The sequence below is a fragment of the Enterobacter cloacae complex sp. 2024EL-00227 genome, assembly GCF_043945315.1.
Lineage (GTDB): Bacteria > Pseudomonadota > Gammaproteobacteria > Enterobacterales > Enterobacteriaceae > Enterobacter > Enterobacter roggenkampii.
The window spans coordinates 346,363-369,165 of the sequence record NZ_JBIMQP010000003.1 but is presented as its reverse complement, the minus strand read 5'-3'; the positions used below and the strand labels follow the sequence as shown (position 1 = coordinate 369,165).

Here is a 22,803-nt window from a genome sequence, read left to right as displayed (position 1 = left end):
TGATGTCTCCGAAAGAATTGTTAAAAGTGCGAGGAGTTGTGGTTGATGTGAAAAAATACTATAAAGGTAACGTTGATTTTATTGCAGGTGAAGGAATTATTCTCAATGAATTCATAGGGGAGGTGGCCACACGGCAAATAAATATTATAGATGGCGATTGTTATGCATCTTCCTCTTTGCTAGATAAAAACGAGAAAGTTGGTTTTCTGCTGTATGATGGTAAAAAAAACGATCTGGACTTAAGTGATACTGAAGAAATTTCGAATGAGGAATTTGAAACTTTCTGGAAAACATCAACGAGTTCATTGCAAGAAAAAAAACAAATAAAGCTCTTGTCTGGAAATGCTGTGGAACCTTTGAAAAAATCCATAGTTATTGCTCACATTGTGAATAATAAAGGGAAATGGGGTAAAGGCTTTGTTCTGTCTCTTTCAAATAAATATCCTTCTGCAAAGGAATACTATCTCAATAGCTTCAATGGAAATAACATCCCAGAATTAGGTACGGTTGATTTTGTCTTGGTTGATGCTAAAGAACAGATATTTATTGCTAATATGTATGCACAAGATGGTATTAAGAAAAATGTCAATGACAAAAATCAATACGTATGTTATGCATCCCTGGAAGTTTGTCTTGAAAAGTTATCTGACTTTGCTTTAGTAAATCGCCTTTCAGTACAAATGCCAAGAATAGGCGCTGGCCTCGGTGGAGGTGATTGGGATGTTATAGAGTCATTGATACTTAAAAAGATTTGCTATAAGATGATCGATTGCAATGTAATAATTTCATAATATAAAATGATAATTTAGCAATGCATTTTATTGAATTCGATTGTTGCTTAGAAAAGGATTTTTAATTAAAAGGACAGGCGCTTGAGTATGAAAATATCTATAACAAATACTATTGAAAAAGGAAACGAGTTACACGACAGCCAAAAATACGCCGAGGCTTTAGAACAATACCAAAAGGCCTGGCAAGCTCTTCCTGAACCAAAGTCCGAATCAGAATTTGCCAACTGGATCTCTGCATGCATGTACAGCGCATATTTTGATCTTGCGGATTACGTTGAGGCAAAGAAATGGGGAGAGACGGCTTTACGGACACGTGGATCGGATATAGACACTGCACCGTTAATCGACTTGGGTATGGTCTGTTACGAGTTGAATCAATTCGATGAAGCGTATAAATATTTTAACGATGCTTATAACTACGGCAAAGAGCGTGCTTTTCAGGATAGACCTAAAAAATATCTTGAGTTCTATCTGCGTAAGAAGGCGTAAGAACAGTAATTTATACCATTCAAAACAAATCAAACGTTAAATAAGAAGTGAAGCATTACGTCCCATTCACTATGTAATCTTCTTCTCTGGCACGCATTTTCCTGCTTCCTTCGTTCCTTGTTCACCATGTTCTCGACAGACTGTCAGTATAACAGCGACGAACTCCCCCGTGAGAACTGTCGCCCCTATGACTGCTGACCACCCGCAGCGAGTACGACCGTCTCGGCCGCCTGCATCGCCTGGATGTCTTCATCGTCAATGCCGGGCGTCTTCTGGTTCAGGACGGCACGCTGCCGGGCCAGGAGCAATGCGCTGGGATACGGCCGGTAACCCGTTAGAGGGCGTTGGAGAGAAGAATGCCCATTCCAGACCAGATCTGTTAGATGGGGAAGGCAACAAAATACTAAATACAAAAGGTTTACCGATAAAAACTCGACAATATGAATTTAGGGACTCAAATAACAAGCCTGTTTTTATCCAGGAACATAGTTTAGGGCATGATAAAGCAACCTCAGGTCATGGTGCTGAACCTCATTTCACTGTTAGGCCGCCACAAAATTTGAATACAGGTAGCGTTCCGGGTAGTCATGGTCATTATAATTTCGAGAGTTAATAAATGTGGTTTGACAACGCAATAGGGAAAGAAAAAATTAATTTCATGTTTGATGGGGAGTTAAGCATGGAATTAGTCGAGTTCGATGGTTTTACCTTCGAAAGGTTTTCTGATATTTCATGTCGATTTTTTACAAGAAAAATCCCATCTTGCTACCCAAAAAAATGGGAAGAGAGTGAATTCAATACCCTTTGTATTGTGTTGACATTTGGGGATGTAGTTGAACTTGATGTTAAAGGAATGAAGGTGGGTTTTGTTTGCTCTCCTGTAATTATTTCAACAGAAAATTATAGTAAAATATCTATAACAGATGAAAAATTAAATTTCCATTGTCAATCAAACTTTCTTACAATTGAAGGTATCACACCTTATCTGGACGAGCGTTGGGATTGACGAGAATAAAGATGTAGAGCTAATAAATGCATATATGTTTTATGCACGCCATTTGAATTTTTATTATTGATTTTTTTACGTGTGAGTTATCAACTTTTAGTAAAGTATTATCCCCACTGCAATTGTTAGTCATTTACGCAGCGAGATGACCGCGAGTTGAAGCAATCCAACTACGACAGAGGGGGGATATTCAGTATGGTCACAGCGATTACGGCTTTCCTGATTTACCGTATCGTCGAGGCATCTCTCTCTACAATGTACAATGTTTATGATCAGCGAAGTTAACCCTCCCGTGGGTATTAAAGTTACCTGTAATACGACTACCGCAATAACCTGGCACGGTAAGAGCGGGACGGTTGCCTGCTTGAAGGATCTGCAGAGAAGGTCACGTACAACCGCCTGAAGGAAGTGATCAGCCAGCCGCGGAATCGCAACAGGCCGCAGACGCAGGTCAGTATCCGCTACGACCCGCTCGGACGCTGCATTAGCAAAACGCGCCAGCAGAGGCTGGGCGGACAGCAAATCGGCAAGCCCCTCACTACCCGGTTTTTCTGGGAAGGGTTCCGCCTGCTGCATGAGCTGCATGGAGACGTGCCGGTGATTTACGTCTAAAGCGACCATGACAGCTACGACCCGCTGGCGCGTATTGACGGCGTTGATGTCCCGGAGATCTTCTGGTTCCACTGCCAGCCCAGCGGCACGCCGGAGGGGATGACGGATATCGAAGGGCAGGTGCGCTGGGATGCGGCTGGTAACCCGTTAGAGGTCGCTGGAGAGAAGATTGCCCATAACCGGGTCACGCAACTGAACGGTATTCGCTGGCGCTATGACATCCACGGCCGTACCGTGGAGAAGGATAACGGCCAGATCCGGCACTACCAGTACGATGGCGAACACCGCCTGGGGCAAGCTGCTCCGGGAGAGCGAGATGCAGGGATCAGGATATTCCCAGAACGAGCGGATGCAGGGGCAACACCTGCATTGTGAGAGAGTTGCACGACAATCTGTTCAGGTATTACGACCTGGACTGCGGACGGTTTACGCATCAGGACCCGATAGGGCTGGCGGGGGGATAAATCTTAACCAGTATGCGCCGAATGCGCTGGGGGAATCCTATAGGTTTAACCGCTTGCAAAAATGGAAGCCCTAAACGGTCAGTGAGAAACATGTCATTTGCTGACTGGATTAAAAGAAAGGCAAAAGGTGGGAATAATACCCATGTGTATTTAGGATTTAGAATCACTGAAGAACCGCTAAATCGCGGTCATGCACGGAGCATAGAATAAGCAGTTATTCACAATAATTCCCATTTTGAATATTCTATCAATAGGCATAAGTCCTACAAGAAAGTTATACTCGGATGCTGTTTTGTGGGGTGGAAACTGGCTTAAAAACAATGGGGTTAATGTAAAATGGCCGACAGACTTACAGTAGTGTCAGGAAATGAAAAGCAAAAAAAGTGGCCAAAAGAAGGCGATGTTTTTTACTTTCAGTTAAATGATGGTCGATTAGGCTATGGTATGGTCGCCCTGGGTAAAATAGATGTTGGCCCATTCAAAAATGCTATAGTTATATATATATATGACTATTTTACATCTTCGCTTCAAGAAGATGCTGTATTGGCAAAAGATAATTTGCTATTGCCACCAATTATTACTGATAATTCATGTTGGAAAAACGGTTATTTAGTAACGTTTAAAACTATCGAAACGAGCGAAGTGGATATTTTACCACAGCATTATTTTAAAAATCCTGTCAGAAATAAAATATATGATCAGCATGGAGTGCCAATTGAATCGCCGACTGAGAATATACCAGTCGGTGAAGAGTCGATTCAATTCTGTAAAAGCATTATAAAATCTATAGAAAGCTTTGTTAACTAATAGGCTAGTCCGGGAAGGTATTTCTGGCCTTTGCTAACGCAATGAGAAAAATCATAAGCATACAAACAGATACTACCACTTTAGTTATTTATGATTTGATGTCATTAAAGCATAGAATTAATGAAGACGTAGATTGGTGGAGTCTTCCAGAAGATGAAGTAGAAGAGGTAAATAAAGGGAATGTATTATTTCTCAATCTTGGGGATGATGGCACCTATAAAGTCAATATTAAAAAAATTTACCTAAAAACATGTTTAGAATGAGTGACGGAAAACACTTCCAGGAAGCGAACAGACAATTATATTATAAAATGAATAATGACCCATCATATAGAGCTTCCCTTGAGGAAAAATTCCCGGGAATATTTGAAAAGGTTTCGACAGGTAAGCGTGGCGCGTTCCTAAGAACAGCTCCAACAGGTTCTGGTTGGGAAACAACTTGGCATCATCATGAGCGAGTTGGTGGGTTGTTACAATTGGTTAATGGGCCAGATCATAACTCTAAGCATCTGGATTATCACCCGAAAGTATATGGTGGAAGAAAAACTTGGGGAGGGTGGTTCTCGATGCAGATAATTGTGAGGGTATAATGAATACATATACATCTATAGATGAATTAATAGCAAGTCTTTCTCAGTTAGAGCCTGGTGAATGGATTTATACTAATATAAACACATGGGAAGCACGGCCTGAAGGTACTCACTTCTTTTATATTCCTTGGGATTATATCCAAAGTTTGGAGAATGACGAAATATATCTTGATGAAGAGGATCTGGAAATGCCTTTAGCAGTAGAAACTTTTTCTTTGAAAGGATGGATGTTAGTCAGTTCTTTGAACTATATTGTGAAGAATAAAAATAGTGGAGGTCATGGGAATAAATGGTTTATCGATGAAGTAAATTATTATAGGGAAAATGACATATATAGAACATGATTTTAATAATGATGAGCAGTTCGCTTAATTAAGCAACCAATTCGAAATGCCTTGACAAAAGCCCACGCTCTGTCGTTTCTGGAATGCGGGGCGGAAAAGCTCCAGTAGCGCATGATACACAGTGGAGCGGGAAAAATAGATCTTATGTCATACACCAGAGAACCCCTATCCAACATGGAGGCGGGATTGATAATCAAGTAATCGTTACAACAAGATATCACCTTGACATTTAAGATCGTGCTTATCATTTTTGAGGTATAATATGCAAAGACAAGTGCTTATCGAGCTAATAAGGAAAATCCAACACAGCGAAGGGACAGAAGAAGAAGCTGATAATGACATCGACCTCCTTTGTAGAAGTGTCGCAGATCCTCAGGCAGCTAATTATATTTATTATGAAGAACTTAGCGCAGAAGAAATTGCGGATAAAATTATAAGTTATAAACTACTTCAATTATAAGTAGTATTCGGGGGGCGTAATGAGTCCCCCATATTGAAAAAAACCATCCCAAAGCTTGGTTTTTTTTCATTCAAAACAAATCAAACGTTAAACAATAAGTTCATTACGTCGCCATCTTTAACGATGTTATCTTTATCGATGGGACAACTTTACCGGCAATGCCCAGCGCCCGTCGCCGCGCCGCTGGTCTCGCCGCTTGGAGTACGATTATCGTAATAACCTGGTGCGGGAAGTACGGGACGATAACCCGTTTAACTGGTATCGCTGGCAGTACGACAGCGCCGGTCGCCTGCTCGTTAAGGACGGCACGCTGCCCGGTCAGGAGCAGTGGCGCTGGGATGCGGCTGGTAATCCGTTAGAGGGCGCTGGAGAGAAGATTGCCCATAACCGGGTCACGCAACTGAACGGTATTCGCTCGCGCTATGACATCCACGGCCGTACCGTAGAGAAGGATAACGGCCAGATCCGCTGGCACTACCGGTACGACGGCGAACACCGCCTGACGGAGGTTATCAGCCAGCCGCGGGATCGCAACAGGTCGCAGATGCAGGTCAGCTTCCGCTACGACCCGCTCGGACCACGCATCAGCAAAATGCGACGCCAAATGCAAGGCGGACAGCTAACCGGCAAGCCGGTTTGTCTGGGAAGGGTTCCGTCTGCTGCAGGAGCTGCACGGAGATGTGCCTCTGACCTATGTCTACAGCGACCAGGACAGCTACGACCCGCTGGCGCGAATTGACGGCGTGGAAGCGCCGGAGATCTTCTGGTTCCACTGCCAGTCCAACGGCACGCCAGAGCGGATGACGGATATCGAAGGGCAGGTGCGCTGGGAAGGGGTGAACAGCGCCTGGGGCAAGCTGTTGCGGGAAAGCGAGACGCAGGGATCAGGATATTCCCAGAACCTGCGGATGCAGGGTCAACACCTGCATTGTGAGATGGTTGCACGACAATCTGTTCCGGTATTACGACCCGGACTGCGGACGGTTTGCGCAGAAGGACCCGATAGGGCTGGCGGGGGAGAAAAATCTTTACCTGTATGGTGCAAATAGTCTTACGCGAATAGACCTTCTGGGATTAAAACAAGAGGAAGTTATACGCTATACGAGTAAAGATGAAGCGATTGCATCAGCTTCTGAGCGCGGTGGTAAAGGTGGATTGGTCCCAAATAATCGAGGTGATAAAGCCATATGGGTTAATCATGATAGCCGACCAGGATTTAACCCTGGTTAAAAATATCCTTCCTCGTTTTAATGATAAAATCACTTCATTCCAGATTGAAAAGAAAGATGCTAAAGGTAATTGGAAGAAATGTGGTAAGAGGATTACGTAATGATTTTTGAAATGTTTATACATAAAATTGAACACTTCACTAATGCGAGAGCAGAGATTGAAAGTTTTGGAAAATATATCTATTTTCAGGATGAACCGGACCTTTTCCCCGTTTGTTTTAAAAAAGTAAATGGGAAGCATGTAGAGTTGAGTCGTTGGCAAACTTGCTTTCCTAAAGTTATGTTTCAGCGTGCGTTAAACAAGTTAGGCCTAAGTGAAGATGGTAAGTATGCATTTGAAGTTTTCCTTTCTCGATTAGGTTATCTTTTTCAAATAGATAACCGACAGCGTATAGATAAAGATATCTTTATCTTGTTTTATATCTATCAACTATTTTCTTTAAAAGATAACGAAGAAGATTACGCTATAAAAGCAAAAAGCTTTTTTTTAAGATTTTTGTGTTTTGAAATGGGCATGGATGATGACTCTTATAATTTGCTATGCATTACTAAAGATGGGATTTGTATAAATACTTCTCAGCATGGTAATGTCTCAATATTGTCTTTGCTTGAGCAATTTTATGTACAATTTAAAAAAAAGAAAAACTTTGAAGATATTAAGTCTATAAAACATTATCAATCATCAGTGTTGAATTTTTTGTTTGTTGCGAACAACGATAGAAATCACCTGTCTTTTAATGATAAAAACTGCTACCTTTGCGATCCTGATAGTTTTATTAATACTTATGAGAAATCTAAAAAAACAATTTATAGAGCCTTGGAACAGTGTTTTGACAAGTATCAATCCACGAAGAATTTACTAATATCAAATTTCATTCTAATGAATTATTCGTATTATATTGTTAGAAATAATTTGACAGATCTAAAAAGTTTAAGAAGACATGTTTCTTCAGATATGTTTAGACAAATAATTTCCTCTATAGTGTACAGAGGTTTTTTTGTGAATGAAGACGAGATATTTAAGGTGGTTGGCAATGAATATGACATCAGCCTTGAAAAAATGAAGCTCGAATGCGTTTTAATTTAATATATTCGATTTAAGGCATTAATGTTAGATCACTGTCGGGGGCATTAGGTTTGGATTTTCAAACCGCTGTAGAGCACTCGATTCTTAAAGGCAAAACTATGGCAGGACAATAGATTTACGGTTTGCTCGTTGTAAGTTGAAAACTTGGTATCTCTCATACCGTACCTTGGCGGATGCCTCTATTAATCATGCGGATTATTTTCTTAACCAGAGGATACTTTATTGGAAAAAATAATTTGTTATTTCCGCCAAGTATTACGGATAATTCATGTGGTAAAAGGGTCATATTGTAACTTTTAAAAATATCTACATGAGCGAGGCAAATATCTTCTCCTTTAAAGTCCCTAAGCGGATGGCGGATTTAAAAGAAGGAAGTGTAATACCTCTGGTTGGTTATCGTACTAATCCGTTACATCAAGGGAGATTAACTCCTAAGCGTGTGGAGCCGACAACGCCAGTTAGATCGTATGAATTACCATCAATATGGGCTGAATGGCTTGAAGAAGTAGCGATTCCAGTCTCGGGGAGTGTAAAATAGGTTATAATATGAATATTAATAAAGATGAAGAACTCCTTGTGATAATAAAGAACGAAGGAAGATTTTATTGGTTCGTGGCCTTTAAAGAAATGTGGGTTTTAGACAGAGCAAAATGGGTAGAAGATTTTGTGAAAAGTGGGATGGAAATAAACCTACAGGATATCCATAAGGAAAGATATAACATACCAGTTGTAAATGAAGAAAACGCAAAGATATTCATTGATGGTTTAATTAAAGATGCTTATTTATATAATAAAGATGATATAGCTGCGGAGTTTTATAATAGGCTTTCGCAAAAAACCACCTGGTGGGATATATATGATCTAATGCCAGATTTGTTTATAGACTTTGATAATAAAAGACTATATTCCCAATATCTCGAAAGTATGCATTATCACAAATATGTTCCTGATGATTGGCAAGGTGAACTTGTTGATTTCTGTAGTGATGGATCGTTACCTCAAGATGAAATGTTATGGATAAAAAATGAGACAGATCATAGGAGCATTGTAATCTCTAAAGGGTAAAAATATATTTCCAACATACCATTTTTTTTGAGTGTGCAATGGTAGATGCATCATGTTAATCTTTAACCATTGTGCTGAATTGTGAAGGAGATGGAATTTACTATAATTTAATTCTTTTTCCGAATGGAAGGGTGTAAATGATTGATTTTAATGCTGATATTTTATCAGGGAGAGCGCTAGGTAACGTTTTTTTGGGTGAAAATATAAGTAAATATATGAATGAGTTATATACCGGGTTTAAGGTAAATTACTTTGATTATTTTTTGCCTGATGATGAGAAAAGGCTTGCATATATTGTAGATGACACTATCACAATCGCTACCCTTGAAGATGGAACGATCATTTCGATTGGTTGTAATGTAAGCTATAAGGGGAGGTATAATAACATATTACAAACAGGTCAAACGATGAGGCAAATAATCGACTTGACTAATAAACAACGCATTTTTAATGGTTTCATTATTATAAATGACGACTTTGGTTTTTCATTTGAGTTGCCAGCGCCTTATGATGAAATCGCAGATAGCATTGCACATGTTCCACTGGATCTCGTTCTTAATGAAATCCGTGTAGCTGATTACTCTGACTGGAATCCTCAAAAAATATAACGCTGAAATGTGAGTTGGGATTGATACTACAGATTATAACTTGACATAATAGTGTTTTTAATTATTTCATAAAAGATTAAGTATTGAAAATTATGCATGCAATAATACATGTCCAAATAAATACAGCAACAATTGTGATTTATGATTTAATGTCACTAAAACATAGACTTAACGATGATGTAGATTGGTGGAGCCTTCCAGAAGATGAAGTTGAAGAAATAAATAAAGGTAATGTGTTATTTCTCAATCTTGGAGATGATGGAACCTATAAAGTCCATATTAAAAGAGATGTTGATGAATGTACCGGGTCGCTATTTTTAAACGTACCTTCTGGAAAGGTTTTCATTGGGGCGGGAGAAGATGTCACTGGCGGAGATCTTGAGCCTGACGACTCAGATGCCATTTCAGGTGAGTTTATTACTTTAGAACCTGGCAGTTACGAAGTTAAATATAAAAAGCAAGATTCAAATATTCTAATTTCCTTTGCAAAAGCAACGATTACTGAAAACTCATTAGAAGAGGGAGTTTATCTTTGAATGAAAAAATAGAATAATACAAGTAGTTCATCACATAGTCATTTTTAACAATTTTCTTTTTCCTTCTGCACGCACATTGCTTGCTTTTTTGCACTTTGCTTACTCTTAACCTCAATAATCGGTTATTATACTTGCGACGAATAACCCCAACCTCAGGATAGTCCCCGTACTTGCTGACCACCCGCAGCGAGTACGACCTCCTCGGGCTTCTGCATTGTCGGGATGTTTTACCCGGCAACGAGCCGCCAGGTGCTGGGCGGACAGCCCACCTGTAAGCCGGTGACCACCTGGTTTATCTGGGAAGGGTTCAGCCTGCTGCAGGAACTGCATGGAGACGTGCCGCTGACCTACGTCTACACAGATTTGAGAGATATAGTTTAGCGAGGTAACACAGGACTTGATGCTCATCAAGCGGGGCAAAAAGCTACTATGAAAGATCTTGTAGAAGGTTATGACCCTAAAACTGGCCCGTCAATTTTAGTACCTTAAGAAAGCCATACTATATCAAAAGAAGGTGTCGGTATTGTTTCACGAAGAAAATTAATCCTTCAACTGGCAAACCATTTGCTAATGCGAGGGAACTGCTTGCTAGAGACATCCTAGAATTGAGGCGAGTTTATCAAGACATTGCAAACAGCGTTTTTTTAGGAATTACTCGCAAAAAATAAAGCAATGTATTCTGAAATGAGAAAATCAAAACCTAAAGGTAAAACTAATTGTAGGAGATAATGTGAATAAAGATGAGTTAGTTGTGAGATCATTACTTGCCGAGCTTTTAGGCGATACGCTAAATTATTATATTGATAATCTATCTGATTTATCCAAGTCAAATGGTGATGAAGAACCTTATTCGCGGGCAAGAAGTGTAATTCATAAACTATCCCCAGAAGAACAGGAGAAAATTTTCAATTTCCTTAGGTTGGTCATTGTAGATACAACTTCTACTGTTCTCGGAACAATCGATGGTTCACGTTTCCCTCCAAATATTGATGGGGATTTTAAGCTTGAATATGACGGCGATGAAATACAAGGCTCCTTACAAGATGAATTAATTTCAAGATCTGAAGAGCTTGGTGTTTATAAATAAAGATTCTATCAATCTTTAACCATTGCGCTGAATATATAGAGCATTGATAAGAAAAATTGGGTTTTTATTCCATTTTTTATTATGCAATTAATGGCTGGTTAGTTTCAGGAAAGAAACAATAATTGCCCTTATTAATAATTACAACTAATTCATCAATAAATGCGAACCTAATGGAGATAATATTTATCTTAATATAGGATTTATTCATTTATAGGTAAGCCGATATGGAAAAGCAAGATTTAATTGATCAGTTAAATGAAGTTGAAAAGATTATACACACGTCTTTACCTTCTGAATATAAGCGCTTTATGATTGAGAACGTCAAAGATAGCTACTCTTATGAAATTCAACGAGCAAATGGTGGCCAGCTTTATGTTTTCAATTGTTTTGACTTGCTTGAAAGAAATAATACATACACAATTGAATCGGTGGAGCCTGACGTTTTATTGATTGGTCAAGATGGTGATTTGGGATACTTTTTGAATTTGCGTAAAGGTACTGATGAGATTTATTCTTTAGATCTTGGAGCGTTAGGAAGTCTGGACATGGATAAAGAAAGTAATAGCATATTTAGGCTATAATGTTTGATTTATTAATCATCTAGTTCAGAACATTGAAAAATCCACGTCAAATCGTGAATTTTTTTCAAAACAAATCAAATATTAAAAAGTAGTTCATCACATCGCAATTTTTAATGATATAATCTTCCCCTTCCACACCAGCGCTCCACCGCTGGTCTCTCTGCCTGGATTACGATTGCCGCAATAACCTGGGGTGGGAAGAGCGGGACGATAACCCTTCACGATGAAAAGAATATTATCTTTGGAGGACGTGGGGAAGCTCCAGCACGTTTGAATAGCCATGCGAATACACCGGGTAAATCACATTTGGAACAGTTGTCTATATTTGATAATAATTTGACCAAAGCGAAATTAAATTCCTGGTACAAAGGATTATGGTTCTTAATGGTGGAGCTAAATCAATGATCTCCTTAACAAATCTCATAAATAAAATCAGATCATATAGTCCTTATAACCTAAATGCTGGCACATATGATATTGCGGGTCATAACAGTGATTGGGGTGGAAAAGTATTGAAAGATGCGTTATCAATTCTGAAAGGTAATAGCTTATGAAAGTAAAATACAAAGAGGGTGACATCTTTGTCATTCCGATGAGTAATGGGAAATTTGCTATTTGCCAGATTGTATTTGCTCCAAAAGAAAAGTTTAAGCAAGCAATAGGTTTCTGCATTATATCAATACAGAATACGGAGGAGCTTGAAGATAACAGTTCACTGAGACCTTTATCTTTTGAAAAGTTTGGCAAAGAGATGAAGGTTGTTTTCACTGGCAATCAGAATATTAGCAAAGGCATTTGGAAAATTATTGGCCACGCTAATCTTACTGAAGAAAAAAAAGAATTAAAAATATTTAATTATGCTGGCGGCTTATATGATGGGGAGGTCGAAATCAGGCGTTTATCTGTTGCTGAATATCCAAATTACACAATAATGGGGGTTTCAGGCTTTGAGCTTGTCGACAATGTTCTGATAAATATTTGATCTTCAGGGGAGGCGGGCTTCCTAAGCTAATTTTCATACAGCAACAGCTCATAAGCACCTTAAATAAATTCGCGATTTTTTTGATCATCTGGCCAAATAATATATGAATCATTTCAGTAACTGTGAAAAAAAGATTGGACGTGCAGATATTGCTAAAAATGAAGAAGAATTATCTATTATTCTTCCTGATGATTTCATTTCACATTATCTGCAATTTAATGGTGGCACTCCTGAGAAAAGTTGGTGGGCCGATGATGAAGATTTAGAACCAGTAGATGTGGCTGGGTTTAAACCGTTTATTTATAATAGTCAGACAAATGATGACCCTAGATCTTTAATTGATGGTTGCTATGTCAGCATGTTGGATAGGCAAGTGATCCCAAAAAACCTTTTTCCCTTCGCAAATGATTGGGGAGGGAATTTCTTCTGTCTGGATTTAGATAATTACTCAATTGTATACTTTGCTACAGATTCTTTTGATGAGTATTTGACTGTGCAAGAGAGTCACATAAAACTTCAAAGATATCTGACAAATTCATTTTCCAACTTTGTTAATGGATTGGTAACAGAAGAAGCTCTTTCTTAAGACGCCATTAAATGTTAGCAATGTATTCACTACAATTAGTAAGGATAAATACAAGTTGAATAAGATGCCAGATAATTCAATTGTTGTTTTTGATGTGGCTGGGACTAGTGTAAAAATACGTGTTTCGGGAAGTGGTTTAATTAACAAAATGCAGGCGATAGGTTTTTCATTAAAAGATGAGTTTATGGTTATACCTGTAATTGACGAACAGAATAAACAAAGAATAATAAGACTGTTAGTTGACGAAGGTGCTCTTTTTTTATTTGGACATGGTTGGTATCCATCTGAAGTAATAGAGTATTATAAAGAACAAAACATCAAATTTGGTAAATATAAAATTATTTACTGGAGTAATAGAAATACATACCATATAGAGGAAAGATAATCCCTCATAAAATAAATCCTGGAGAGCACTAATCAACCATTTTGATAATCTTCAAAGTACAGGAAGAAAAAATACTTTTGTTTTACCGGCTGAAGGCTTTTTTTTACTTAAAATTGAAAAAGTCAAAGGAAGTAAATGTTGTCTGTAGCTTCACAGTTCATACCCTGAATACGACTAGGGTAGTGTTCAACAGCTGCATGCTGAAAATAGAGTTATTAATTACGACAAGATTGATATTTTCTCAGAGGAACTATGATAAATTTGCAATCTTATAATGAAGCATTGGATTTTCTGGAATTATTCTTTCAAAAATATATTCTTGATTATAATTGCCTCCAGGATATGCAATCTATTTTAGAGGGTTGTCGAAAAGAAAAAACGGTTTCTATTCGATCTATAGACTCATGCTTTATGGTATATAGACGAAAGACTCAAGATTATAGAGTCCTTGCTCATGAGGAACAGGAGATATGGAGGCAGTTGTTCAATATATGGCAATAAATTTTTATAAGCAAAACTGGCAAGAGATGACGGATATCAAAGAGCAGTAACTGTGGTGCAGGGTGTAATATTGGTAACGTTTTTATCAGAGCAGTCAGGTGTAACGAGAATAAAAATCGAGGTAAGGTAATGAACAATAAAAACATACAAATAGTTAATCTACTGATTTCGCATAGTCAAATATTGTTACGATCCCGAGACTATGATGAGAAACTGAGTCAGTGGGGGAAAGGAAATATTTCACAAGGTGCTGTACTTCATAAGGATTATGTAATATTTGATCCATTGCCAGATGATGCATTCGGCGCAAACGTGAATATTAAAGTAGAACAATCTTTCAATTTAGATGAGAATTCTCAGCGCTGCATCGTTGTGCCATTTTATGTTACGGAACAACATAAATTACAAATAGCTTCAGCAACTGAAAAATTTGATTTAAGCTTAGGATTAAATGATAAAATTTATTCACTGTTTTATGAAGTTTGTGAAGGAGATGAAATTTATTATAATTTCACGCTCGTACCGACAAAAGAAACTGTAGCAGCTAAGTTTTTGCTAGACGATCCCTGGGGTGGAATAAAAAATCTTCCTCTTAAAGAAGGTGTTTTTTAAATTTAAAGCTAATATTGGATGTGCTAAACTAATCGAAATAAGAGCTCAGAGAAGCCTGTCATGAATTACGATTCATATAATGAAGTACTCGATTACCTCATTGTTTTTTTCAACGAAAGAGTGAATTCATCAATTTATTTAGAAAAAATAATGACTTTGATTGAAGGATCTCGCTCTGAAAAAACGGTGATGATAAGAGCTATTTATGAAACATACATGCAGTATGTAAAACAAAATAAAGATGGCATAAAAGTTATCGCTGGGGAAAAAGAAATGTGGATTGACTTATTGCACCATTGGCAATAAGACTTTATTGCTATGTGGATATTATTGTAAATGTTATAACAAATGTAATTTTACACGGAAAATTATCGTCATATGGTTGTTATCATGTTAAGTCGACTATATCATTAAGATCTTGTTAGACAGTCAAAAGTAAAGCAGGGGAACATGATTGAATTCAATTTAAATCTGATTACCGGTGATCGGACATTTGATGATCTTCCTTTGGGAATTGATACTGAAGAAGGCTTTTGTAAGAGTGGTTTATACCACAAATTAATCAAGCGAAAAGCTGTAAATAAAACCATGCGAATCACTACCTTGTTGACTCAGTAGCGTTTTTCGACAAAGAATTTCAAGTTACTATACGCCCGGTGTGCTATGGTTTTCCTTTTATGCTTCATCTTGTTGATAAAAACAGTCAGTATTATTACGCATTAAATGACTGGAATGCGCGAACTAATATTCACATGCAAAATGAATCAGTGAAAAGCTTGTCTGATTGGCTAAAAGAATCACTCAATCTGGACACGCCTGATACCACGGAAACAGACATGATTAGGTGGCGCTTTGAATGGGGGCGGGTTTCTGTCTCATATGAGATAAAATCATTTAATCATGGGATATATTTAGCCTGGAATATAATGTACTTACTTCCAGACAAGGTGATTTAGATATGTTAGAAATGAATTTTGATGTTAATAGTGGCTTTGTCGCTATTAACAATTACCCCCTCGAGTTAAAGGATGTTGAGACTTTTAAAAATTCCGAATTTTACACGCTATTCTCTCCGTTAAATACAATAGGCTCTTATTATTTCTCTATTGATAATATCGAGTGGAAAGATCAAACTTTCATATTAGAACTGAGGCCTTCTGTGTTTTCTTTTTCTCCCTCCATATTCCTTACCAGTAAGAATGGAAATTTTTATAAAACTTTATGGGATTGGGATAAAAGAGCCAATTTGCGTAATTTATCTGAAGAAGAACAGCGCTTGACAGCATGGGTAGAGAGTGAAATAACCTCACGCCCTAAACTTAAAATTAGCACGCCTCCATACGGAACTCAGTGGCATCATGAGTGGGGAAGCATTATTGTACAGTCTAATGAAAGAAGCTTCGACTGTGGAATTTATATCGAATGGAATGTTTGACTGAATTACATTATTGATTAATAAAATCGCTCATTCGGTTCTTATCTTATTCATTAATAAAATTAAAAGGTTATAGAAAATGAAAATAACTAATCGACTGAAAAAGAAGGTACTAGTCCTGGATGGCATAGATAATGACTTTTTAGATTCTGGCGAAGAAATAGCATGCCCTGAATGCGTGGGAGTAATAATCTATTCTATCGTAAACTCATATGAATTTGACTCGCTCTCTGAAGAGGTAAAAGACTTTTTGGTTAAGAAAATGAGAGGTGTGAAGTTTGTTAGTGAACCTAAGAAGTATATCTACGATGAAAGCCAATTATATGTTTCGAAAAACACATGTTCAAAGTGTGTAAAGGCGTTTTCTACTGTATTAACGTATAAAGAAGTGCAGCCAGCCCGATACCGGGTATATCTTGTGGGGCTTTTTGAAGGTGATTTGAAACAGATCGAACTTTAAAAGTTGAGGTTTACCGATGATTGAAAATCTCATTTGTATTAAAGAAAATGACCTGCTTCAGTGGGCGTGTGGTGAAAGTAACATACGGGTTAGTATGCCATTTTTAGACTCTGCAATGGTCGACTCAACACGCCAGTTAGTCTTTGCGTTAAGCGAACCAAAGCCATTACCAACCGTTTTGAGCATCTTCAATGCTCAGGGCGAAAAACTATTTTGGTCTGCATCTCCCGAAGGCGCTATTTTCTATTACTTAACTTTCAACCAATCAAAGGAAGTGGTTGTGGCCTGTAGCTATGTGGAAAAGCAAAACGGTTGGCATGACTGGTTCTATTCGTGGAATATGAAGAATAACGCGTTGTCTCGATCGGGCCCTGCATATTAAGATCAAATGTGCCCAAAATGATAACGATACCCGATGGCAACAGAGGAACTGCATAAGCAATTCCAACAAACGGCTAAAAACACAGCTGAGAGGCAAAGGATGAGCACGGTTTATATTGTCATTTTAACCTATATGAAACCACTCGAAGAGATTGACGCAGCAATACCAGCGCATGTCGAGTGGCTAAAAAAAGGGTATGCAGAGGAGATTTTCCTCGCATCCGGAAGACGGGTGCCGAGAAACGGTGGGGTCATTCTCGCGAAATGTGAGAGTCTTGCCTCTCTTGAAGAGCGATTACGCGAGGATCCTTTTCAGAGGTTAAAGCTCGCGACGGCTGAAATCATTCCTTTTGAACCCAGCATGAAAACAGAACTCTTAGACAATGTGTTTTGACCCCGCAATAAAAAAACCACGCCAGGGCGTGGTTTTTTTTCATTCAAGACGACTCAGACGTTGAACAGGAAGTTCATCACATCGCCATCTTTAACGATGTATTCTTTCCCTTCCGCACGCATCTTGCCGGCTTCTTTCGCGCCTTGCTCACCCTTGTAGGTGATGAAATCTTCAAACGCGATGGTCTGCGCACGAATAAAGCCTTTCTCGAAGTCAGTGTGGATTTTACCCGCAGCCTGAGGCGCTGTCGCACCCACAGGGATGGTCCAGGCACGCACTTCTTTCACGCCAGCGGTGAAGTAAGTCTGCAGGTTGAGCAGGGCATAACCAGCACGGATAACGCGATTCAGCCCCGGCTCTTCCAGGCCCAGTTCTGCCATAAACTCGTCACGCTCTTCGTCATCCAGTTCGGCGATATCGGCTTCTACTGCGGCACAAACCGGAACCACGACAGAACCTTCTTTCTCGGCGATAGCACGCACCTGATCGAGGTACGGGTTATTTTCAAAACCATCTTCGTTCACGTTGGCAATGTACATGGTTGGCTTCAGCGTCAGGAAGCTCAGGTAGCGGATGAGCTCTTTCTCGTCTTTGCTCAGATCCAGAGAGCGCAGCATGCCCGCGTTTTCCAGCTGTGGCAGACATTTTTCCAGCACTGCCAACTCGGCTTTGGCATCTTTATCGCCACCTTTGGCTTTCTTGGAGATACGGTGGATCGCACGCTCGCAGGTATCAAGATCCGACAGCGCCAGCTCGGTGTTGATGACATCAATATCTTCAGCCGGATTTACTTTACCCGCTATGTGAATGATGTTGTCGTTCTCGAAGCAGCGCACAACGTGGCCGATCGCTTCGGTTTCACGAATGTTGGTCAGGAACTGGTTACCCAGACCTTCGCCTTTGGATGCGCCTTTTACCAGGCCCGCGATGTCCACGAATTCCATGGTGGTTGGCAGAATGCGCTGCGGCTTCACGATTTCCGCGAGCTGGTCCAGACGCGGGTCCGGCATTGGCACCACGCCGGTGTTCGGTTCGATGGTACAGAACGGGAAGTTCGCCGCTTCGATACCCGCTTTGGTAAGCGCGTTAAACAGGGTGGATTTGCCCACGTTTGGCAGACCGACGATACCGCATTTGAATCCCATTTCTAAATCACCTTAATATCTTGATAATCAATCCGTTAACGATAACCGATTGATGAAAAGTAAATAACTACGCCTATTATACACGTAACCCGCATGACGCGCGGTAAAAAAGCCGTATCGGGCGGATTATTGCGCTTTGAAAGCGTGTAAGCGGTTTGTCGCTTTGGTTAAGCCGTCTTGCAGCCAGATTTCCGTGCAGCGCGCCGCTTCGTCTACCGCCTCATCAATCAGTTTCTGCTCAGAAACCGGTGGCTTACCGAGCACGAAACCGACAACTTTGTTTTTATCGCCCGGATGGCCGATTCCCACGCGCAAACGGTGGAAATTCGGGTTATTGCCCAGCTTGCTGATGATGTCTTTAAGACCGTTGTGGCCGCCGTGCCCGCCGCCCAGCTTGAATTTTGCCACGCCAGGGGGAAGATCCAGCTCATCGTGGGCGACCAGAATTTCATCCGGATTGATGCGATAAAACGTTGCCATCGCCGCCACGGCTTTACCACTCAGATTCATAAAGGTGGTGGGGACCAGCAGGCGAACATCCGCGCCAGCAAAGTTGATACGTGAGGTATACCCGAAGAATTTAGGTTCTTCACGCAGGGGAGCACGTAACCGCTCGGCCAGCAGATCGACGTACCATGCCCCGGCATTGTGGCGGGTAGCCGCATATTCTGCGCCCGGGTTGGCGAGGCCGACAATCAGTTTAATCGTCACGATTCAATTCCTAATGGGTTCCAGATCTGGCGCGTAGTTTACTGTCTGGCGCGCCGCTTGACAAAATTCTGCGATCGTCGCAGCGAAATACGAATAATTACTTACCTGAACAATTAGAATTTCAAGCTGTTCAACGTGTTATTTGTAAACTTTTGTTTGGGCGTTATCTGTAATTGTGATCATTCACGCAACTCATAAAAGGAGCGTTGTCTATACTTTACACACAAGGATTAGGGGCTTTTCCCCTGACAACCCAAAGTTCCGGAGGTGACACATGAAACGCAAAAACGCTTCGCTACTCGGTAACGTGCTGATGGGTTTGGGGCTGTTTGTGATGGTCGTCGGCGTAGGTTATTCCATATTAAACCAGCTGCCGCAGCTTGATCTTCCGCAATACTTCGCGCATGGCGCGGTACTGAGCATCTTCCTCGGTGCGGTATTGTGGCTCGCCGGGGCGCGCGTGAGCGGACATGAGGAAGTCTGCGATAAATACTGGTGGGTGCGCCACTACGATAAACGCTGCCGTCGAGATCAGCATAAGCACAGCTAGTGCCATGACGAAAGAATACCGAAACGACTCCCTGGGAGTCGTTTTTTTTTTGCATCAAGGGTTGACCCTCACGTAACGTAAGGCGCCAGAGTGGCGGCACTGGCAAAGAAAAGGAGCAGTTATGTTGATTCAGGTGGGTGAACTGGCGAAACGGGCCGGTATCACCGTACGCACATTGCATCACTATGAGCAAACAGGAGTGTTGCTGCCTTCTGCCAGAAGCGCGGCAGGTTACCGGCTTTACAACCTGGCGGATGTTCAGCGCCTGCATATGATCCAGGCGCTGGCAAAAGCGGGGCTGGAACTTGCTGAAATCAGGGATTTCCTGGAACAGGAGTCGCTGTCGTTAACCGAGTTACTCGATGCGCAAATCACGTTGCTGGATAAACAGCTGCGCAGCATACATACGCTGCGCGACCGGCTGGTCGAACTGCGTACCGGGCTTCTCGACGATGCGACGCCGGACCTGGAATCCTGGCTACAGACTCTGGAGTTAATGAATATGTACGATCGCTGGTTTAGCAAAGAAGAGTTACAGCAGCTGCCGTTTGCGGTGCAGAAGGATGCGCTGGCGGCCATCTGGTCAGGGCTGGTGGCAGAGGCCAATGCGCTGCTGGAGCACCATATACCCGTTACGGACGAGAGGGCGAAGAACCTGGCGATGCGCTGGATGGAGCGCCTGGAGCAGGACACGGCGGGCAAACCGGAGTTTCTTACCCGGCTGAACGAGATGCACAGCTTAGAGCCACAGATGCAGGCGCAAACCGGCATCACGCCGGAGATGACGGATTACATTACGCGCGCGTTTGCGGAATCCAAGCTCAGCATATGGGAGAAGTACCTTACTCCCGAAGAGATGGCCTTTACGCGGAAGCACTACTTTGATCGCATGATGGAGTGGCCGCCGCTGGTGGCGAAGCTGCATCAGGCGCAGCGGGAAAATCTCGACCCCGCCTCTGACAATGCCCAAAAGCTTGCCGAAAACTGGCTGGCGCTGTTCCAGTCGTACGCGGGCACCAACCCGGAGACCCAGCAAAAGTTTCGCACTGCCATGCAGCAGGAGCCGCATCTGATGAAGGGAACCTGGATGACGCCTGCCGTGCTTGCATGGCTCCAGCAGGCGATCGGGGTGATGATGCAGAGACGTTTCTCTGCATCAGGCAATTCACAGATCCGCTAACGCGGCTTCACGGTTAGGATAAAAAGCAAGGCGGCCAGGGATCGGCTGCACGCCTGCACGCGCCATGGTGCGCAGGGGCTGGAATTCGAGGTTACTCACCCGAAGCTCACAGCCTTCAGGCAGACGTTTCACAAAGCGCTGGAAGGCGTCCAGGCCGCCCGCATCCAGCACCGGTACGGCATCCCATTTCAGCACCACAACCCGTTTGCCCGCGATGCGAGACTCCAGGTCGCTGAACAGACCTTCCGCCGCGGCGAAGAACAGCGGGCCAATCACGCGCAGAACCAGCACATCGTCAGGCACCTCCACGTTAACTGGGGAGAGGCGCGTCATTTGCGCAATACGGCGCATAAACAGCAGGGAAGCCAGCACGATCCCGACGCTGATGGCGATAACCATATCGAACAGCACGGTCAGCGACATGCAGATCAGCATCACGATGATGTCGTCTTTCGGCGCCCGACGCAGCAGGTTTACCACCTTGTGTGCCTCACTCATGTTCCAGGCCACCATCAGCAGCAGGGCGGCCATGGCGGAAAGCGGTAGCCAGGAGAGCAGTGGGGCGAGGATCAGCAGGGCGAGTATCACCAGCAGGGAATGGATAACTGCCGAAACGGGTGACGTTGCCCCCGCGCGCACGTTGGCCGCAGAACGGGCGATGGCTGCCGTGGCGGTAATACCGCCAAAGAATGGCGCGATGAGGTTGCCTAACCCCTGACCAACCAGTTCGCTGTTGGCTTTGTGCTTGGTGCCGGTCATCCCGTCCAGAACGACGGCGCAGAGCAGGGATTCAATCGCCCCCAGCATCGCCATCGAGAACGCGGCGGGCAGCAGGGCGCGCAGGGAATCCCAGCTTAAGGTAAAGCTGGATCCGGGCATATCCCACGGCAGCACCAGCTGCGGCAGCAGCTGCGGAATGCCGCTCCCCTGCGAACCGTCCGCCAGAACATAGTGGAACTGCGAGCCGATAGTGGCGACATGGCCGCCGAACATATTGACGATGGCCATCACCGCACAGCCCAGCAGCAGCGCGGGCAGATGGCCCGGCAGTCGAATGCCCAGACGAGGCCAGACGATCAGCGTGCCCAGCGTCACAATCCCGATGGCGGCATCGCCCAGGTTGGCCGTCGGAAGCGCCATAAACAGCGCACCCACTTTCTGTAAATAGTGCTCCGGAACATGGGGCATTTGCAGGCCGAGGAAATCCTTGATCTGCATGGTTCCGATGGTGATCCCAATCCCCGAGGTGAACCCCAGCGTGACGGAAAGGGGGATGTACTCAATCAGCCGCCCAAAGCGGGCCAGACCAAACAGAATCAAAAAGACGCCGGACATCAGGGTGGCGACCAGCAGGCCTGCCAGACCAAACTGCTGTGAAACCGGGTAGAGGATCACCACAAAGGCGGCAGTCGGGCCGGAGACGCTGAAGCGCGAGCCGCCGGTCAGAGCGATGACGATCCCGGCCACGGCTGAGGTGTACAGGCCGTACTGCGGCGCAACGCCGCTGCCAATCGCCAGCGCCATCGCCAGCGGAATCGCGATAATGCCGACGGTGATCCCGGCAATCAGGTCACGGATAAAACGTGACGAGGTGTACTTCTCTTTCCAGCAGGCGTCGATGAGGGCGCGAAAGGGCAGAACATGTGAGGAGGCTACGTTTTTCACAATTATCTATCATCCGTATGCGCATCATCTGTTATGTGAATGGCAGGTGAAGGAGGCATTA

Annotated in this window: 30 protein-coding genes and 5 pseudogenes; 32 read left to right on the top strand and 3 right to left on the bottom strand. The window is 42.4% G+C overall.

Translation table 11 applies throughout. The annotated features are described in order from the left end of the window. Nucleotides 1-2: 2 nt before the first annotated feature. From ACHH0Z_RS07520 to ACHH0Z_RS07375, 30 genes and pseudogenes are all read left to right on the top strand, one after another. On the top strand, nucleotides 3-791 hold the full coding sequence (locus tag ACHH0Z_RS07520) for an Appr-1-p processing protein (protein ID WP_045410532.1): 789 nt from the start codon (nucleotides 3-5) through the stop codon (nucleotides 789-791). An 87-nt stretch (nucleotides 792-878) separates the two neighbouring features. Beyond that, the gene (locus tag ACHH0Z_RS07515; protein WP_045410442.1) at nucleotides 879-1,280 is read left to right on the top strand and encodes a hypothetical protein; all 402 of its coding nucleotides are present in this window, start codon (nucleotides 879-881) and stop codon (nucleotides 1,278-1,280) included. A 147-nt stretch (nucleotides 1,281-1,427) separates the two neighbouring features. Further along, nucleotides 1,428-1,893, top strand: a pseudogene (locus tag ACHH0Z_RS07510) (HNH/endonuclease VII fold putative polymorphic toxin); the annotation flags it as partial. Between the two features lie 3 nt (nucleotides 1,894-1,896). After that, nucleotides 1,897-2,286: an Imm50 family immunity protein gene (locus ACHH0Z_RS07505; protein WP_023292188.1), complete on the top strand. Its 390-nt coding sequence runs from the start codon at nucleotides 1,897-1,899 to the stop codon at nucleotides 2,284-2,286. Between the two features lie 393 nt (nucleotides 2,287-2,679). Then, a pseudogene (locus ACHH0Z_RS07500) lies at nucleotides 2,680-3,027 on the top strand (RHS repeat protein); the annotation flags it as partial. A 144-nt stretch (nucleotides 3,028-3,171) separates the two neighbouring features. Further along, nucleotides 3,172-3,394: pseudogene (locus ACHH0Z_RS07495) on the top strand (RHS repeat-associated core domain-containing protein); the annotation flags it as partial. A 304-nt stretch (nucleotides 3,395-3,698) separates the two neighbouring features. Further along, nucleotides 3,699-4,169: an Imm26 family immunity protein gene (locus ACHH0Z_RS07490; RefSeq protein WP_023325452.1), complete on the top strand. Its 471-nt coding sequence runs from the start codon at nucleotides 3,699-3,701 to the stop codon at nucleotides 4,167-4,169. A 41-nt stretch (nucleotides 4,170-4,210) separates the two neighbouring features. Continuing rightward, nucleotides 4,211-4,432, top strand: coding sequence for a DUF6386 family protein (locus ACHH0Z_RS07485; protein ID WP_391524565.1), 222 nt, complete (start codon nucleotides 4,211-4,213; stop codon nucleotides 4,430-4,432). Further along, entirely contained in the window at nucleotides 4,429-4,758 is a 330-nt protein-coding gene (locus ACHH0Z_RS07480; protein ID WP_127913785.1) for a hypothetical protein, read from the top strand. Before ACHH0Z_RS07485 ends, ACHH0Z_RS07480 begins: the two co-directional genes overlap by 4 nt. After that, nucleotides 4,758-5,102: a hypothetical protein gene (locus ACHH0Z_RS07475; RefSeq protein ID WP_023292190.1), complete on the top strand. Its 345-nt coding sequence runs from the start codon at nucleotides 4,758-4,760 to the stop codon at nucleotides 5,100-5,102. The genes ACHH0Z_RS07480 and ACHH0Z_RS07475 overlap by 1 nt, the downstream gene beginning before the upstream one ends. 83 nt (nucleotides 5,103-5,185) lie before the next feature. After that, nucleotides 5,186-5,335: a hypothetical protein gene (locus ACHH0Z_RS07470; RefSeq protein ID WP_353511637.1), complete on the top strand. Its 150-nt coding sequence runs from the start codon at nucleotides 5,186-5,188 to the stop codon at nucleotides 5,333-5,335. A 29-nt stretch (nucleotides 5,336-5,364) separates the two neighbouring features. Continuing rightward, entirely contained in the window at nucleotides 5,365-5,562 is a 198-nt protein-coding gene (locus ACHH0Z_RS07465; RefSeq protein WP_044596588.1) for a hypothetical protein, read from the top strand. 130 nt (nucleotides 5,563-5,692) lie between these two features. Continuing rightward, nucleotides 5,693-6,892: pseudogene (locus tag ACHH0Z_RS07460) on the top strand (RHS repeat domain-containing protein); the annotation flags it as partial. Further along, on the top strand, nucleotides 6,892-7,878 hold the full coding sequence (locus tag ACHH0Z_RS07455; protein ID WP_023292194.1) for a hypothetical protein: 987 nt from the start codon (nucleotides 6,892-6,894) through the stop codon (nucleotides 7,876-7,878). The pseudogene ACHH0Z_RS07460 and the gene ACHH0Z_RS07455, both read left to right, overlap by 1 nt. 546 nt (nucleotides 7,879-8,424) lie before the next feature. Further along, entirely contained in the window at nucleotides 8,425-8,943 is a 519-nt protein-coding gene (locus ACHH0Z_RS07450; RefSeq protein WP_023327668.1) for a hypothetical protein, read from the top strand. Between the two features lie 137 nt (nucleotides 8,944-9,080). After that, nucleotides 9,081-9,551: a hypothetical protein gene (locus ACHH0Z_RS07445; RefSeq protein WP_023327667.1), complete on the top strand. Its 471-nt coding sequence runs from the start codon at nucleotides 9,081-9,083 to the stop codon at nucleotides 9,549-9,551. Between the two features lie 92 nt (nucleotides 9,552-9,643). Beyond that, a complete protein-coding gene (locus ACHH0Z_RS07440) occupies nucleotides 9,644-10,087 on the top strand; it encodes a DUF6386 family protein (RefSeq protein ID WP_045410438.1) in 444 nt (147 codons plus the stop codon). Nucleotides 10,088-10,324: 237 nt separating this feature from the next. Next, a pseudogene (locus tag ACHH0Z_RS07435) lies at nucleotides 10,325-10,450 on the top strand (RHS protein); the annotation flags it as partial. A gap of 367 nt (nucleotides 10,451-10,817) precedes the next feature. Then, nucleotides 10,818-11,174 (top strand): hypothetical protein, encoded by a 357-nt coding sequence (locus ACHH0Z_RS07430; protein ID WP_023327666.1) that lies wholly within the window; start codon nucleotides 10,818-10,820, stop codon nucleotides 11,172-11,174. 224 nt (nucleotides 11,175-11,398) lie between these two features. After that, complete coding sequence (locus tag ACHH0Z_RS07425) at nucleotides 11,399-11,755, top strand: SMI1/KNR4 family protein (RefSeq protein ID WP_023327665.1); 357 nt, start codon at nucleotides 11,399-11,401, stop codon at nucleotides 11,753-11,755. A 550-nt stretch (nucleotides 11,756-12,305) separates the two neighbouring features. Beyond that, complete coding sequence (locus tag ACHH0Z_RS07420) at nucleotides 12,306-12,737, top strand: immunity 26/phosphotriesterase HocA family protein (protein WP_023327664.1); 432 nt, start codon at nucleotides 12,306-12,308, stop codon at nucleotides 12,735-12,737. A gap of 103 nt (nucleotides 12,738-12,840) precedes the next feature. After that, the gene (locus ACHH0Z_RS07415) at nucleotides 12,841-13,323 is read left to right on the top strand and encodes an SMI1/KNR4 family protein (RefSeq protein WP_045410436.1); all 483 of its coding nucleotides are present in this window, start codon (nucleotides 12,841-12,843) and stop codon (nucleotides 13,321-13,323) included. 64 nt (nucleotides 13,324-13,387) lie between these two features. Further along, nucleotides 13,388-13,708, top strand: coding sequence for a hypothetical protein (locus ACHH0Z_RS07410; RefSeq protein ID WP_045410434.1), 321 nt, complete (start codon nucleotides 13,388-13,390; stop codon nucleotides 13,706-13,708). A gap of 630 nt (nucleotides 13,709-14,338) precedes the next feature. Further along, nucleotides 14,339-14,821 carry a competence protein ComJ gene (comJ, locus tag ACHH0Z_RS07405; protein WP_045410430.1) on the top strand — a complete coding sequence of 161 codons (483 nt, stop codon included), beginning with the start codon at nucleotides 14,339-14,341 and terminating at the stop codon, nucleotides 14,819-14,821. Nucleotides 14,822-14,881: 60 nt separating this feature from the next. Further along, nucleotides 14,882-15,127 (top strand): hypothetical protein, encoded by a 246-nt coding sequence (locus tag ACHH0Z_RS07400; protein WP_024907057.1) that lies wholly within the window; start codon nucleotides 14,882-14,884, stop codon nucleotides 15,125-15,127. Nucleotides 15,128-15,271: 144 nt separating this feature from the next. Next, a complete protein-coding gene (locus tag ACHH0Z_RS07395) occupies nucleotides 15,272-15,439 on the top strand; it encodes a hypothetical protein (RefSeq protein ID WP_240626588.1) in 168 nt (55 codons plus the stop codon). A gap of 340 nt (nucleotides 15,440-15,779) precedes the next feature. Continuing rightward, nucleotides 15,780-16,256 carry a hypothetical protein gene (locus tag ACHH0Z_RS07390; protein ID WP_045410428.1) on the top strand — a complete coding sequence of 159 codons (477 nt, stop codon included), beginning with the start codon at nucleotides 15,780-15,782 and terminating at the stop codon, nucleotides 16,254-16,256. A 79-nt stretch (nucleotides 16,257-16,335) separates the two neighbouring features. Continuing rightward, complete coding sequence (locus tag ACHH0Z_RS07385) at nucleotides 16,336-16,716, top strand: hypothetical protein (RefSeq protein ID WP_045410426.1); 381 nt, start codon at nucleotides 16,336-16,338, stop codon at nucleotides 16,714-16,716. 16 nt (nucleotides 16,717-16,732) lie between these two features. Next, nucleotides 16,733-17,098, top strand: coding sequence for a hypothetical protein (locus ACHH0Z_RS07380; RefSeq protein ID WP_045410424.1), 366 nt, complete (start codon nucleotides 16,733-16,735; stop codon nucleotides 17,096-17,098). Between the two features lie 99 nt (nucleotides 17,099-17,197). After that, the gene (locus ACHH0Z_RS07375; RefSeq protein WP_045410531.1) at nucleotides 17,198-17,491 is read left to right on the top strand and encodes a YciI family protein; all 294 of its coding nucleotides are present in this window, start codon (nucleotides 17,198-17,200) and stop codon (nucleotides 17,489-17,491) included. 53 nt (nucleotides 17,492-17,544) lie between these two features. Here ACHH0Z_RS07375 and ychF read toward each other — a convergent pair whose 3' ends face one another. Next, nucleotides 17,545-18,636 (bottom strand): redox-regulated ATPase YchF, encoded by a 1,092-nt coding sequence (gene ychF, locus ACHH0Z_RS07370; protein WP_045410422.1) that lies wholly within the window; start codon nucleotides 18,634-18,636, stop codon nucleotides 17,545-17,547. Nucleotides 18,637-18,762: 126 nt separating this feature from the next. Next, nucleotides 18,763-19,347, bottom strand: a complete 585-nt coding sequence (pth, locus tag ACHH0Z_RS07365; RefSeq protein WP_045410420.1) for an aminoacyl-tRNA hydrolase — start codon at nucleotides 19,345-19,347, stop codon at nucleotides 18,763-18,765. 274 nt (nucleotides 19,348-19,621) lie between these two features. Here pth and ychH point away from each other — a divergent pair, with 274 nt between their 5' ends. Beyond that, nucleotides 19,622-19,897 (top strand): stress-induced protein YchH, encoded by a 276-nt coding sequence (gene ychH, locus ACHH0Z_RS07360; RefSeq protein WP_008499505.1) that lies wholly within the window; start codon nucleotides 19,622-19,624, stop codon nucleotides 19,895-19,897. A 121-nt stretch (nucleotides 19,898-20,018) separates the two neighbouring features. Beyond that, on the top strand, nucleotides 20,019-21,077 hold the full coding sequence (locus ACHH0Z_RS07355; protein WP_045410417.1) for a MerR family transcriptional regulator: 1,059 nt from the start codon (nucleotides 20,019-20,021) through the stop codon (nucleotides 21,075-21,077). Here the strand turns inward: ACHH0Z_RS07355 and dauA are convergent. Further along, nucleotides 21,063-22,742 carry a C4-dicarboxylic acid transporter DauA gene (gene dauA / locus ACHH0Z_RS07350; RefSeq protein WP_023292209.1) on the bottom strand — a complete coding sequence of 560 codons (1,680 nt, stop codon included), beginning with the start codon at nucleotides 22,740-22,742 and terminating at the stop codon, nucleotides 21,063-21,065. The genes ACHH0Z_RS07355 and dauA overlap by 15 nt on opposite strands. Nucleotides 22,743-22,803 lie beyond the last annotated feature (61 nt).